At 65.2% G+C, this 14,213-nt stretch carries 9 protein-coding genes and 1 pseudogene; 4 read left to right on the top strand and 6 right to left on the bottom strand.

Features of this window, described 5'->3' with window-relative positions:
• Window positions 1–168 precede the first annotated feature (168 nt).
• Window positions 169–2,253 (top strand): methyl-accepting chemotaxis protein, encoded by a 2,085-nt coding sequence (locus RSPPHO_RS05500; RefSeq protein WP_041794463.1) that lies wholly within the window; start codon window positions 169–171, stop codon window positions 2,251–2,253.
• Between the two features lie 93 nt (window positions 2,254–2,346).
• On the opposite strand, the gene RSPPHO_RS05495 is transcribed toward RSPPHO_RS05500, so the two are convergent.
• On the bottom strand, window positions 2,347–5,976 hold the full coding sequence (locus tag RSPPHO_RS05495; protein ID WP_041794460.1) for a vitamin B12-dependent ribonucleotide reductase: 3,630 nt from the start codon (window positions 5,974–5,976) through the stop codon (window positions 2,347–2,349).
• 456 nt (window positions 5,977–6,432) lie between these two features.
• Here RSPPHO_RS05495 and lepA point away from each other — a divergent pair, with 456 nt between their 5' ends.
• Complete coding sequence (gene lepA, locus RSPPHO_RS05490) at window positions 6,433–8,238, top strand: translation elongation factor 4 (RefSeq protein ID WP_041794457.1); 1,806 nt, start codon at window positions 6,433–6,435, stop codon at window positions 8,236–8,238.
• A gap of 608 nt (window positions 8,239–8,846) precedes the next feature.
• Here lepA and RSPPHO_RS19725 read toward each other — a convergent pair.
• From RSPPHO_RS19725 to folK, 5 genes and pseudogenes are all read right to left on the bottom strand, one after another.
• Window positions 8,847–8,957: pseudogene (locus tag RSPPHO_RS19725) on the bottom strand (pyridoxine 5'-phosphate synthase); the annotation flags it as partial.
• A gap of 76 nt (window positions 8,958–9,033) precedes the next feature.
• Window positions 9,034–9,564: a DUF2062 domain-containing protein gene (locus RSPPHO_RS05480; protein ID WP_157879100.1), complete on the bottom strand. Its 531-nt coding sequence runs from the start codon at window positions 9,562–9,564 to the stop codon at window positions 9,034–9,036.
• A 52-nt stretch (window positions 9,565–9,616) separates the two neighbouring features.
• Window positions 9,617–11,755 (bottom strand): RelA/SpoT family protein, encoded by a 2,139-nt coding sequence (locus tag RSPPHO_RS05475; protein WP_014414274.1) that lies wholly within the window; start codon window positions 11,753–11,755, stop codon window positions 9,617–9,619.
• Window positions 11,756–11,785: 30 nt separating this feature from the next.
• Window positions 11,786–12,208 carry a DNA-directed RNA polymerase subunit omega gene (rpoZ, locus tag RSPPHO_RS05470; protein WP_041794452.1) on the bottom strand — a complete coding sequence of 141 codons (423 nt, stop codon included), beginning with the start codon at window positions 12,206–12,208 and terminating at the stop codon, window positions 11,786–11,788.
• A gap of 132 nt (window positions 12,209–12,340) precedes the next feature.
• Window positions 12,341–12,823, bottom strand: coding sequence for a 2-amino-4-hydroxy-6-hydroxymethyldihydropteridine diphosphokinase (gene folK / locus RSPPHO_RS05465; RefSeq protein ID WP_041794449.1), 483 nt, complete (start codon window positions 12,821–12,823; stop codon window positions 12,341–12,343).
• Between the two features lie 143 nt (window positions 12,824–12,966).
• Here folK and RSPPHO_RS05460 point away from each other — a divergent pair, with 143 nt between their 5' ends.
• Together RSPPHO_RS05460 and RSPPHO_RS05455 are read left to right on the top strand one after the other, a co-directional pair.
• Window positions 12,967–13,599 (top strand): LabA-like NYN domain-containing protein, encoded by a 633-nt coding sequence (locus RSPPHO_RS05460; RefSeq protein ID WP_014414271.1) that lies wholly within the window; start codon window positions 12,967–12,969, stop codon window positions 13,597–13,599.
• Window positions 13,596–14,213 carry a uracil-DNA glycosylase gene (locus RSPPHO_RS05455; RefSeq protein WP_014414270.1) on the top strand — a complete coding sequence of 206 codons (618 nt, stop codon included), beginning with the start codon at window positions 13,596–13,598 and terminating at the stop codon, window positions 14,211–14,213. Before RSPPHO_RS05460 ends, RSPPHO_RS05455 begins: the two co-directional genes overlap by 4 nt.

The following is a 14,213-nucleotide window of genomic DNA, read 5'->3' as shown; positions in this document are numbered from 1 at the left end:
GAGGGGTCTGGGGAGGCCCTGCTTCCCCAGCCTTCCCGATAACGGTCTTCTTCCTAAAAAGCTTTAGGGTGCATAAATGCCGTAATCCGGGTGTCTCGGGGACCTCCTCGATTTACGGCTGCTCGTGCGGTAGCCTTCCTCACCAGATCAGGGGCTCGGGAGGTCGTCATGAAGGTACAACAGGCGTTCAGCCTTTGCGTTGCCGCGCTGGGCGGGATCGCCGGCGTGGCCTGCGTTTTGTTTTTATCGGTGGATGTGGGGATTTACGAGGCCAATGGGCGGGCCCAGGCCCTGACCAGCACGGCGGCGGCGATGGCCCGAGTGGACGAGATTTTTTCCCTGGAGCGTGGCGACACCAACGCCGGCCTCCTGGCCCCCGACGCCGCCGACGTCCGCCTCAAAGCCACCGTTCAGGAGCGCCGCCTCGCCACGGACCAGATTTTTGCCGCCGCTACGGCGGCGCTGGCCACCAGTCCGGGCGCGTCGAGCGGGCCGGCCCTGGCGGCGCTGGAAACGATGATGCGCACCCTGGCCGAGATGCGCGTCAAGGCTGATCGCGCCTTGGACGTGGCGAAAGACGGGCGCGACGGCGCTTTCGTCAAGGCCTTCGGCCCCGAAACCCTGGCCTTGCAAGGCACGCTGTTGCAGTCGCTGGACGGGGTCGAGCGCGACATTCGCGCCGCCTCGGCCGACGTGGCGGCGTCGGTGGCCATCGCCCGCCTTGCCATGGACTTGCGTCAGGCGGTGGGGGCGCGGGCCGTCTTGTTCACCAACGTGGTGGCGGCGGCCAAGCCCCCCGAGGCCGACACCCGGGCGCTCCTGGCAGCGGCCAAAGGGCGGGTGGACGAAAACTGGCGCTATCTCGGGGTGTTGAGCGCCCGTCTGGGCGATCCCCCCAGCATCCGCGCCGCCCTGCTCGCGGTGCAAAAGGACTACGTCGAGGCCAGCGAGCGCCTCTATGGCGGGGTTCTCGACAGCTACGCCAAAACCGGAGCAAGCGGCTTGGCCGTGGCCGACTTCCGTGCCCAGCAACGCGACCAGATCCAGTCCACCCTCAAAATCCGCGATGCGGCCCTGGCCCAAGCCCAGGCCGTCGCCGCTCATGCCCGCGCCCAAGCCCTTGCTCGCCTCACCGTCACCGGCGGCGGCTTGGCCCTGGCGGTGCTGCTGGGCGTTGGAATTTACGTTTATTTCGTGCGCCGGGTGATCCGGCCCCTGCAAGGCATCAGCGAGGGGCTCCACCAGATGGCTGAGGGCGGGCGCGATATCGTTCTGCCCAACAGTCCCCGCGACGACGAGATCGGCCGCATCGTGCGTGCCGTCACCGTGCTGAACGACGGTTTGCGCCAAGCCGAGGCCCAGGCCGCCGCCGATGCCCGCGCCAAGGAGCGCCTGGAAGCGGAAAAGCACGAAGCTCTTGGCGCCGTCGCCGACAGCTTCGAGGCTCAGGTGCGCTCGGTGGTGCGCGGCGTGGCCGAGCGCGCCGCCCAGGTTCACGATCAGACCGCCGCCATGGTCCGGATGGCCGGCGAAACCGCCGACCAGTCGGGCGCCGTCACCCGGGTTTCCCTCCAAGCCAACGAGCACGTCGAGACCGTGGCGGCCGCCGCCGAGGAACTGGCCGCCTCCATCCAGGAAATCGCCCGTCAGGTCGGGGCCGCCTCCACGGTCTCAGGAGACGCCGTGACCCAGGCCACCGACGTGGGCGCCATCATGACCAGCCTCACCACCAGCACCGGGCGCATCGGCCAGATTGTCCAGTTGATCAACGACGTGGCGGCCCAAACCAACCTCCTGGCCCTCAACGCCACCATCGAGGCGGCGCGGGCCGGCGAGGCCGGCAAGGGCTTCGCCGTGGTCGCAGGCGAGGTCAAGCATCTGGCCAGCCAGACAGCGCGGGCCACCGGCGAGATCGCCAGCGAAATCGGTGAGGTGCAAAAGGTCTCGCGCGACGCGGCCGAGGCCATCACCGGCATCGGCGAAACCATCGGCCGCCTGAGCGAGATCACCCAGGCCATCGCCGCCGCCGTCGAACAACAAGCCGCCGCCACGCGTGAGATCTCCGGCAACGTCGGCGAGGCTGCCCAGGGCACCCGTCAGGTCGGCGAGGCCATCGAGGGCGTGCAAGCCACCGCCACCCGTTCCGGCGCCACCGCCCGCCAAACTCTCGACGCCGCTCAAGACCTCACCCGGCAGAGTGACGTCTTGCAGCAGGAGGTCGATTCTTTTGTAGCTCGGGTGCGGTTGGTTTGAGGGGAAAAAGGGAAGGGTGGGGGACAGTCGTCCCCCACGCCCCCTTGATCCTTGGCGGGTCGGGGCAGGCCGCGCCTCCCCAGCCTTTTTTCCTTACGAACAGCCGGTCGTGCTACCGCAGGTGTCACACTTCAAGCACGTCCCGTTGCGCACCAAGGTGAAGTTACCGCACTCGGGGCAGCTATCGCCCTCGTAGCCCTTGAGCCGGGCCTCGCGGATGCGGGCCTGGGTGTCGGTGCCAACGGGGGCGGTGCCAACGGGGGCGGTGGAGGCCACGACGGCGCCGTGGGTGCCGGTGCCGCGCATCAAGCCGGTTTCACGGCTCTTCTGGCGCAACACATACAGGTTGGAGCGGACGTAGCCGGCGCTGACGGTTTGGCTGCGGTGGTCTTCTTCCCAGACCTCGGGGAAGTCGCCTTCCTCGTGGCCGTCGCCCAGGGTATCCGGGGTCAGGTCCTGGGGCTCGACGTGGGCGAGGTCGTTGCGGCCGAGGTAGCTGATGGCCACCTCGCGGAAGATGTAATCAAGGATCGAGGTCGCCATCTTGATCGCTTGGTTGCCCTCGACGATGCCCTGGGGTTCGAAGCGGGTGAAGGTGAAGGCCTCCACATACTCTTCCAGCGGCACGCCGTATTGCAGGCCGATCGAGATGGCGATGGCGAAATTGTTCATCAGGCTGCGGAAGGCGGCGCCTTCCTTGTGCATGTCGATGAAGATCTCGCCCAGGCGGCCGTCCTCATATTCGCCGGTGCGCAAATAGACCTTGTGGCCGCCGACGATGGCCTTTTGCGTATAGCCCTTGCGCCGGTGGGGCAGGCGGGTGCGCTGGGCGATGACCCGGTTGACGATGCGCTCGGCCAGGATCTCGGCCTTGGCGATCGCCGGCTTGGCGGCCAGGGTTTCGACCAGGGGGGCGTCGTCCTCTAGGGACTCTTCTTCTTCCAGCACCTGGGCGCTCAGGGGCTGGGACAGCTTGGAGCCGTCGCGGTAGAGGGCATTGGCCTTCAGGCCCAGGCGCCACGAGGCGAGATAAGCCTCCTGGCAGTCCTCGATGGTGGCCGTGTTGGGCATGTTGATGGTCTTGGAGATGGCGCCGCTGATGAAGGGCTGGGCGCTGGCCATCATGCGGATGTGGGCCATCGAGGACAGCACCCGGGTGCCGGTGCGGCCGCACAGGCTGGCGCAGTCGAAGACCGGCAGGTGGGCGGGATCGAGGCCCGGCGCCCCTTCCACGGTCATGGCGCCGCACACATAGGTATTGGCCGCCTCGATGTCGGCGCGCGAGAAGCCGAGCGTCGAGAGGACATCAAGGGTCGGATCGGCCAGTTGCTCGGCCGAAAAGCCCAAGGTGTCGACTAGGAAGTCCTCGCCCAGGGTCCACTTGTTGAAGACAAAGCGGATGTCGAAGGCCGAGGCCAAGCCTTCCTCGATCCGGGTCAGGGCGGCCGGGGTGAAACCGCGCTCGATCAGGGCCTTGTGGTTGATGCCCGGCGCTCCGGTCAAGGTGCCGTGGCCGACCGCGTGGCGCTCGATGGCCGAGATTTCCTCCGGCGCATAGCCCAGGGCCCGCAGGGCGCGCGGCACCAGCCGGTTGATGATCTTGAAATAGCCACCGCCGGCCAGCTTCTTGAACTTGACCAGGGCGAAGTCGGGTTCGATGCCGGTGGTGTCGCAATCCATGACCAGCCCGATGGTGCCGGTGGGGGCGACCACCGAGACCTGGGCGTTGCGGAACCCGGCTTCGCTGCCCAGCATCACCGCCTTGTCCCAGGCGGCGCGGGCGGCGGCAACCAGCGAGGGCTCGGGGCAGGCGGCACTGTCGAGCGGCACCGGCAGGATCGAGAGGCCCTCATAACCCTCGGCTTCGCCGAGCGCGGCGCGGCGATGGTTGCGCATGACCCGCAGCATGGCCTCTCGGTTGTCGGCAAAGCCGGCGAAGGGCCCCATCAGCTCGGCCATCTCGGCGCTGGTGGCGTAGGCCACGCCGGTCATCAAGGCGCTGAGTGCCCCGCACAAGGCGCGGCCGGCGTCGCTGTCATAGGCCAAGCCGTTGGCCATCAACAGGCCGCCCAGGTTGGCGTAGCCCAGCCCCAAGGTGCGATAGCGGAAGGACCGCTCGGCGATCTCGCGCGAGGGGAATTGGGCCATCAGCACCGAGATTTCCAGCACCACGGTCCACAAGCGGCAGGCATGGACAAAGGCCGGGGTATCGAAGGCGCTGCCCTCGGACTGGAAGGTCACGAGATTGAGCGAGGCCAGATTGCACGCCGTGTTGTCGAGGAACATGTACTCGGAACACGGGTTGGAGGCGTTGATCCGGCCCGAGGCCGGGCAGGTGTGCCACTCGTTGATGGTGGTGTCGAACTGCAAACCGGGATCGGCCGAGGCCCAGGCAGCCTGGGCAATGCGGTCCCACAAGGCGCGCGCCGCGACTTCCTTGGTTTTGCCGGTGGTGCGCTCGCGCAGCGTCCAGGGCGCGTCGTCGAGCACCGCCTGGAGGAAGGCGTCGGTCACGCGCACCGTGTTGTTGGAGTTCTGGCCCGAGACGGTCAGGTAGGCTTCCGAGTCCCAATCGGTATCGAACACATCGAACACCAGATCGGTGATGCCCTGGCGCGCCAGTTGGAGCACCTGCTGCACGCTGTTTTCGGGCACTAGGTCGCGCCGGGCGGCCAGCATGGCCTTGCGCAGCGCCTTGTTGCGGGTGGGCTCGCAGCGATCGGCCTCGGCCAGCCCCGGGGTCGGCTGGGTGGCCGCCAGAACGGCGCGCAAGGCCCGCTCGACCACCTTGGATCCCGTGACCAGGGCCGCGACCTTGCGTTCTTCGCGGGCCTTCCAGTCGATGAAATCCTCAATGTCGGGATGGTCGATGTCGCAAATCACCATCTTGGCGGCGCGCCGGGTGGTGCCGCCCGATTTGATGGCGCCGGCCGCCCGGTCGCCGATCTTGAGGAAGCTCATCAGCCCCGACGAGCGCCCGCCGCCCGACAGGGGCTCGCCCAGGCCACGCAGGGAAGAGAAGTTGGTCCCGGTGCCGCTGCCGTACTTGAACAGCCGGGCCTCGCGCACCCACAGGTCCATGATCCCACCTTCGTTGACGAGGTCGTCCCTGATGGACTGGATGAAGCAGGCATGGGGCTGGGGGTGCTCGTAGGCGCTGGTCGAGGCCAGGGTCTCGCCGGTGCGGTACTCCACGTAATAGTGGCCCTGGCCGGGGCCGTCGATGCCATAGGCCCAGAACAGGCCGGTGTTGAACCACTGCGGCGAGTTGGGGGCAGCGCGCTGGTCGGCCAGCATGTAGCGGATTTCGTCATAAAAGGCCCGGGCGTCGGCCTCGGCATCAAAATAGCCGCCCTTCCAGCCCCAGTAGGCCCAGGTGCCGGCCAGGCGGTCGAACACCTGCCGGCTGTCGGTCTCGGCGCCGTGGCGGGCCTCGGGCGGCAGGGCGGCCAGGGCCTCGGTGTCGGCGGTGCGCCGCCACAGCCACGCCGGCACGTCCTCTTCCGGCACCGGCTTCAGGCGGGCCGGCACCCCGGCCTTGCGCAGATATTTCTGGGCCAGAACGTCGGTGGCCACCTGACTGAAGCGCTCGGGCACCTGGAGTGCCTCGGCCCGGAACACCACGGACCCATCGGGATTACGGATCTCGCTGGTGGCTTCGCGAAAGGCAAGGCCCTCGTAGGGGTCTTGGCCGCTCCGGGTAAAATGGCGCTCAATCCGCATGCTCGTCGTCCTCGCCTCAAATGGTCCGGCCCTGGGTCGGGGGGAAGGCAATCGTCCGCCTTTCCCGTTAACGAACCCTATATATGGTGGGCCCAGCCGGACGGGAGGCCTAGGTATGCGATTCTCTCGAGAAGGCTGAAGCGTTTTTTTTACCCCGAGGTCGAGTCCCTCGCAGAAAAATGACTCGCCGGGGTTGGGAAAAAACGCCGACGACTCCGGGGCCCGAGTCGCTTGGTCCCAGCCGGAACGAGAGCTGTTTTGGGTCCTCTCGTATCGAGAGCGCGACTCCGAGCCGTGAGAAAAAAGGAAGGCCGGGGAGGTGGGACCTTCCCAGACCCCGTCCTTCCCAGCCTCCGGTCACGGTTGAACCCAAACAGATTTAGCCCTATGGTCCGCGTTTGCACGTTTGTGCCCTCGTCTTTCCTTTCCCACTGCCCAGCCGCAGACCGGAGTCCCATGAGCGATCTTTCTCATATCCGCAACTTCGCGATCATCGCCCACATCGACCACGGCAAGTCCACGCTGGCCGACCGGCTGATCCAGCTTTGCGGGAACGTGGAAGCCCGCGACATGAAGGAGCAGTTGCTCGACTCCATGGATCTGGAGCGCGAGCGCGGCATTACCATCAAGGCGCAAACCGTGCGCTTGAGTTATGTCTCGCCCTCGACCGGACGCACCTATCAGCTCAACTTGATGGACACCCCGGGCCACGTGGACTTCGCCTACGAGGTCTCGCGCTCGCTGGCCGCCTGCGAGGGCTCCTTGCTGGTGGTGGACGCGAGCCAAGGCGTGGAGGCGCAGACCCTGGCCAACGTCTATCAGGCCATCGACGCCGGCCACGAGATCATCCCCGTTCTCAACAAGATCGACCTGCCGGCCGCCGAGCCCGAGCGCATCAAGCAGCAGATCGAGGACGTGATCGGCCTCGATACCTCCGAGTCCGTGGGCATCTCGGCCAAGACCGGCCTCAACGTCGAGCAGGTCCTGGAAGCCCTGGTGCAGCGCCTGCCGCCGCCCAAGGGAAACATTGACGCCCCGCCCCAGGCCTTGCTGGTCGATAGCTGGTACGACTCCTATCTGGGTGTCGTCACCTTGGTGCGGGTGCGCGAGGGCGTGTTCCGCAAGGGCATGCGCGTACGCATGATGGCGACCGGGGCGGTGCATCTGGTGGACAAGGTCGGCGTGTTCACGCCCAAGCTTATCGAAACCGATTCCCTGTCGGCCGGCGAGATGGGCTTCATCATGGCCGGCATCAAAAGCGTGTCCGACTGTCAGATCGGCGACACCCTGACCGACGAGCGCAACCCGGCCGCCTCCCCGCTGCCCGGCTTTAAGCCTTCGGTGCCCGTGGTGTGGTGCGGCCTGTTTCCGGTCGATACCAGCGATTTCGAGGTGCTGCGCGAGAGCTTGGCCAAGCTGCGGCTTAACGATAGCTCGTTTGAGTATCAGGCCGACACCTCGGCCGCCCTGGGCTTTGGCTTCCGCTGCGGCTTCCTGGGTCTTCTGCACATGGAGATCATCCAGGAGCGTCTGGAGCGTGAGTTCGACCTCGACCTCATCACTACGGCGCCCAGCGTGGTCTATCGCATGTACATGACCGACGGCACGATGGAGGAGTTGCACAACCCCGCCGACATGCCCGATGTCGTCAAAATCGACCGCATGGAAGAGCCCTGGGTTAAGGCCACCATCATGGTGCCCGACGACTACCTGGGCCAAGTCCTGGCCCTGTGCACCGAGCGGCGCGGCATTCAGATGGACCTGACCTATGCCGGCAACCGCGCCATGGCCGTGTACAAGCTGCCGCTCAACGAAATCGTCTTCGACTTCTACGACCGTCTGAAGTCGATCAGCCGGGGTTACGCCAGCTTCGACTACGAAATGTCCGACTACCAGGAAAGCGACTTGGTGCGCATTTCCATCCTGGTCAACGCCGAGCCGGTCGACGCCTTGTCGTTCATTGCCCACCGCTCCCAGTCCGAATACCGGGGCCGCGCCATCTGCGCCCGCCTCAAGGATCTGATCCCGCGCCACATGTTTAAGGTGCCGATCCAGGCCGCCATCGGTGGACGGGTGATCGCCCGCGAGACCATTGCCGCCCTGCGCAAGGACGTGACCGCCAAGTGTTATGGCGGCGACATCTCGCGCAAGAAGAAGCTGCTGGAAAAGCAGAAGGCCGGCAAAAAGCGCATGCGCCAGTTCGGCAAGGTGGAAATTCCCCAGTCCGCCTTCATCAGCGCCCTGCGCATGAACGACGAATAACCTCTATTTTCGGAGGGGTCGTGGGGAGGCCGCGCCTCCCCAGCCTTAAAAAAAGAAAGAAGGCTGGGGAGGCGCGGCCTCCCCAGACCCCTCGAAACTTAGGGCAGCAACCGGTTCAACAGTTCGTCAGGGGCGCATGCACCTTCTGGCCGCCCAACCCGGCGTGATCACCGATGGCAGCGAGGCCGTCGATCTGGCCCAAGATCCGGCCGAGATCGTCTTCCTGTCCGCCGCCGACACCGAACTCGCCTGCCTGTCCACCGCCCGCGCCGCTTGGCCCGGCGCGCCTAGTGTGCGTGCCGCCAACCTGGGCCTCCTCGGCCACCCCATGAGCGTTGATCTGTGGATCGATCGGGTCGCCGCCGGCGCCCGGCTGGTCATTGTGCGCCTGCTGGGCGGCAAGGGCTATTGGCTGCACGGCGTCGAGCGCCTGCACGCCCTGGCCCGCGATGGCGGCCCCCAGGTCGCCTTGTTGCCGGGCGACGCCCATCCCGACCTCGACCTCGCCGTGCACTCCACCTTGCCGCCCGCCGCCTTGCACCGGCTGTGGCGCTACTGGGTCGAGGGCGGCGTGGACAACGCCGGACAGTTCCTGCGCTACGCCGCCAGCCTGATCGGCCACCCGGCGCCGCCACCGGGTCGGGAAGACAGCCCCCCCGGGCATTGCGCAGAGTCGCCACATGATCAATGTTGACACCAAGCCGAAGCGTGCGGGTCATGGAAAACCTCGTTGCTCAGGTAATAAAACCCGGCCCACCTCCAACGGCGGCCGTTGACAGAGACACTCAGGAAGGGTCAGGACCGTGGCACGGCCGGGGCGGAAGAGGGGCCAGCCGAAGGCAGGCGTCGCGCCCGGGTGATCGCTTGGCGTACCAGGACATAGGCCAGTAGCCCCCCCCCCAATCCCAGGGGAACGGCTCCCACCAGCATGGGCAAAAGGACCGGCCAAAGTTGGTCGATCAACTTCTGGCCATCAAGGGCCAGGAGGGCCGGCCCCACGCCCGACAACTCGGTCGCCAGATCAGGCGGGACCGGCGCGCTGAGGCCGCCCAGCAAGGGGGCCCCCAGGGCGTACGTCCCCACACAAATGACCGGAAAGGTCCAGGGATTGCCCACCAAGGTGCCCAAGGCGGCGGCCAGCACATTGCCCCGCACCAGGAAGGCCAGCACCACCCCCAAAACGATATGAAAGCCCATCAGGGGGGTAAAGGCCACGGCGGTCCCGCAGGCAAACCCCAGGGCAATCGACCCCGGGCTTCCCGGGAGCCGGGCCATGCGCCGCCCCAGATACCGGACCTGCCGGCGCCAGCCCATGCGCGGAGCCACCCACTCCCGGAGCCGAGCCCAGAGGGATGGTCTGACCCGCCGCCTGAACATCTCAGTGCCTCGCGCGTTCAACGTAGTTGATGGCTGGAGTGGCCCGCAACGCCGCGATAATGTTGGTAAGGTGGCGCAAGTCCTGGACTTCCACATCAACGATTATGTCGCAGAAGTCCCGCTGGCGGCTGGTGGTCTTGAGATTGGTCACATTCCCTTTGTTTTTGGCAATGACCGTGGTCATAGCCGCGACGCTGCCCGGTTCGTTGGTCATGACCACATTGACCCGCCCCACGTGCACCTGCCCGTTGATCTCGTCATCCCACGCCAAATCAAGCCAACGCTCGGGCTCGTCGTTGAACTGCTCCAACTGCTCGCAGTCAATGGTGTGGATGGTGATCCCCTTGCCCGTGGTGACGATGCCAACAATCCGGTCGCCCGGCAAGGGGTGACAGCATTTGGCGAAGTGCATAGCCATTCCCGGGATCATGCCCTTGATGGTCAGGCGCTCCGCCGTGTCGCTTTTTTTGCGCGTGCGGGCGTTGGTGACCATGGTCGCCAAGCGGGGCAGAACTTTAAGCCCGGGGTAGACGGCCTGGAGCACCTCGCGCGCCGGGAGCACGCCCTCGCCCACGGCGGCAATGAGATCTTCGACGGCCGTGTGACGGAAAATCTTCAAAACCCCGTCCAGGGCCTTGTCCGACAACACATATCCCTCGGTGCGGAAGGCCCGTTCCAGCAGCTGGCGTCCAAGCGCCAAGTACTCGTCGCGCCGACGCAACCGCACGAACTTGCGAATCCGCGCCCGGGCCTTGCCGGTGACGGCAAAGCGCTCCCATTCGGGGCTGGGAGTCTGGGCCTTGCTGGTCGCGATCTCCACCTGATCGCCGTTTCGCAACACTTGACGCAAGGGCACCAGCCGACCATTGACCTTGGCCGAAACGCAGCGGTCCCCCACCTCCGTGTGCACCGCATAGGCAAAATCAACCGGTGTGGCCCCGCTGGGCAGGGAAATCAGTTCGCCCTTGGGGGTGAAGCAAAACACCTGGTCGGAGAACATCTCCAGCTTGGTGTGCTCCAGAAACTCCTCGGGGCTGGCCGTGTGGTCGAGGATTTCCAGCAGTTCGCGAATCCAGCGATATTGCCGCCCGTCCATGGCCGGGCTGCCCTGCTTGTAGGACCAGTGGGCGGCCACACCCAACTCGGCCACCTCGTGCATGTTCTTGGTGCGGATTTGCACCTCAATGCGCAGTTTTTCCGGCCCGATCACTGCGGTGTGGATCGACTGGTAGCCGTTGCGCTTAGGGGTCGAAATGTAGTCCTTGAAGCGATCCGGGATCATCGGATAGCTCGCGTGAATAATCCCAAGCGCCTTGTAACAGCTTTCCAGGTCCTGGACCTGAATGCGAAAGGCCAGGATATCCGTGAGCTGCTCCATATTAATATTCTTGCGCCCCATCTTCTGCCAGATGGAGTAGGGCGTCTTTTCGCGTCCCGTGACATCAGCCTCCAGGCCGTGCTCGTGCAACGTGGCCTGGAGTTGGGCGATGACCTTGGGGACCACCGCCTCGCCCTGCTTGCGCAGGAAGGCAAGGCGCGTCTCGATGGCCGCCTTGGCGTCGGGATGCAGCTCGCGAAACGCGAGATCTTCCAGCTCGGTCTTGATCGCCGCCATGCCGATCCGCTCGGCCAGGGGCGCGTAGATCTCGATGGTCTCGGCGGCGATGCGGCTGCGCTTTTCGGGGTTCTTGATAAAATGCAAGGTTCGCATGTTGTGCAGCCGGTCGGCCAGTTTGACCAGCAGCACGCGGATGTCCTGGCTCATGGCCAGCAGGAGCTTGCGGAAATTCTCGGCCTGTTTGGCGTGGTCCGAGGATATTTGCAGCCGACTGAGCTTGGTCACCCCATCGACCAGCCGCGCGACCTCGGGGCCGAACAAGGTGCGGATGTCCTCCAAGGTCGCCGCCGTGTCCTCCACGGTGTCGTGGAGGAGGGCAGTGATGATGGAAGAAGAGTCCAGCTTGTACTGGGTGAGGATGCCCGCAACATCCAGCGGGTGGGCAAAGTAGGGATCCCCGGAGGCTCGCGTCTGCGAGCCATGCATTTTCATGGCGTAGACGTAGGCGCGATTGAGGGCGTCCTCATCCACGTTGGGGTCGTAGGCCCTGACACGCTCCACCAGTTCAAACTGGCGCATCATGACCGGCCCCTCCTTTGCTGGGCGTGTGACTTACTCCTCGTCGGCGTCGCCGGCATCATCAAGCCCCAAGGGCTCCAGGGCGGCATCCAGGTCGTCGCCTTCGGCGTCTTGGATGCTGAGGCCATCGGCGATCAGCTCTTCCTCGAAATCGGCGCCGGTGTTCTCGCGGGTGAACTCGCGTTCCATGCCCATGGCATCGAACTCGTCGTCCTCCGGCTCGTCGATCTCGACGTGCTTTTGCAGGCCTTGGATCGCCATTTCCTTGAGCGAGACGATATCGACGGTTTCGTCGGCGATCTCGCGCAGGGCCACGACAGGGTTCTTATCGTTGTCCCGATCCAGGGTCAGCGGCGCGCCGGCTGAAATCTGGCGTCCGCGCTGGGCGGCGATCAGCACCAACTCGAAGCGGTTGGGGATTTGGAGAATGCAATCCTCGACGGTGACGCGGGCCATCAACCCCTCCGACAAAACGATGCGGGCGCTGGCCAGGCGGCCAGCGCGGAACCGATACTCATAGAGAGAAGGATCCGCCTTGGCAAGATCAAGAGGTCTTTTTTCTTCGGGCGTTGGGTGGGCATCGGTCGGTCAGGCCGGGCGGATGTCTTGGCCCGGGGGCAGCGCGGCAAGAAGCTGGTGTACGTCGCGCTGCAAGTGGGGGTGGATCCACGTGGGGGCAATGTCGGCCAGGGGAACCAGCACAAACGCGCGCTCGGCAAGCCGGGGGTGGGGCAGGCACGGCGGTCCCTCCTGGCACCGTCCATGGTAATCGAGAAGGTCGAGGTCCAAGGTCCGGGCGGCGTTGAGGGCCGTGCGCTCGCGATCGAAGCGGGCCTCAATCGCATGAAGGAGGGTCAACAAGGCCTCCGGTGGTCGATCGGTGGCCACTCGGGCCACGGCGTTGACATAATCGGGCTGTCCTGAGGGCGGTACAGGAGCGGTCAGGTAAAACTCCGAGCAGATCTCAACCCTCACCCCGGCTTCATCCAAAGCGGCCAACGCTTGGACCAGGGTCTCGCGCGGTGGTCCTGCCGGGCTGGGAAGATTGCTCCCCAGAGCAATGAGAATCATTGGCTTCGTCCAATCGCGTGCTTGCGAACCCGGGAAACTAAGATTACCACTGAGATAGTAGGGAACAGACGCTCGCATTTCGCAACGGCTTTCTTTCCTATCCCCAAATGCCATAGTGCAAAATCGTTTTATGTGAGGCTCTCATGATCTTTTATCCACAGGAACGCATCGGCTTGTTCATCGACGGCTCCAACCTCTACGCGGCGGCCCGCTCGCTGGGGTTCGATATCGACTATAAGCGCCTGTTGGAATTGTTCGCCGCCAAGGGCCGTCTGATCCGCGCCTTCTACTACACCGCCCTGGTCGAAGATCAGGAGTACTCGCCCATTCGGCCGTTGGTCGATTGGCTCGATTACAACGGGTACACCATGGTCACCAAGCCGACCAAAGAGTTCACCGACGCCACCGGGCGGCGAAAGATCAAGGGAAACATGGACATCGAACTCGCGATCGATGTCATGGAAATGCTTCCGTGTCTTGATCACATTGTCTTGTTCTCGGGGGATGGGGATTTTCGCCGTCTGGTCGAGGCCGTCCAGCGCAAGGGACTGCGTGTAACGGTTGTCAGCACCGTGCGCTCCCAGCCTCCCATGGTTGCCGATGAGTTGCGTCGCCAAGCCGACAGCTTTGTCGAACTGCTCGACCTGGAGCCCTCTATTTCTCGCGCCCCACTGCATCGCGACGATACGCGTGGCGAGGCCCGCGAGGCCCGCACCCCGCCTCCTCCCGCCCCAGCCCACCCGGATGAGGGGGATGATCTCGCGGATCTCCTGTGATTCCCGACTGCTCTCTCTGCCCGCGTCTGGTCGCCTACCGCCAGGACTTGAGGCGCCAGGACCCCGGTGGGCATAACAACCCTGTTCCCGCGTTCGGGCCAACGGCCGCGCGTCTTCTAGTGGTGGGGCTCGCCCCTGGGGCACGCGGCGCCAACCGCACCGGGCGCCCCTTCACCGGGGATTTCGCCGGCCTGCTTCTCTATGAAACCCTGATCGGCAGCGGCTTGATGGTCGGCGTTTACGGCGAACGACCCGACGATGGTCTCGTGCCGCTGGACGTGCGCATCACCAATGCCGTGCGCTGCGTGCCGCCGGAGAATAAGCCAACCCCGGCGGAGCAGGCCGCATGTCGGTCGTTTCTCGCCGCCGAGATGGCCTCAATGCCGGCCCTGGCGGGAATATTGGCCCTGGGACGGGTAGCCCACGAGGCGGTGTTGCGCGCGCGTGGTTTGCCGCTCAAGGCGTTTCCCTTTGGTCATGGCGTGGTTCATGCCCTGCCCGACGGCGTGCGCCTGGGCGACAGCTACCATTGCTCGCGCTACAACCAAAACACTGGACGCCTAACGCCGGACTCGTTTCGTGAGGCGGTTCAGGGGCTTCTGCGGGTGCTTTAA

Origin of the sequence: Pararhodospirillum photometricum DSM 122, from assembly GCF_000284415.1 — a bacterium.
GTDB lineage: Bacteria > Pseudomonadota > Alphaproteobacteria > Rhodospirillales > Rhodospirillaceae > Pararhodospirillum > Pararhodospirillum photometricum.
The sequence above is the reverse complement of the archived record's forward strand: the minus strand, read 5'-3'. Positions and strand labels throughout refer to the sequence as shown.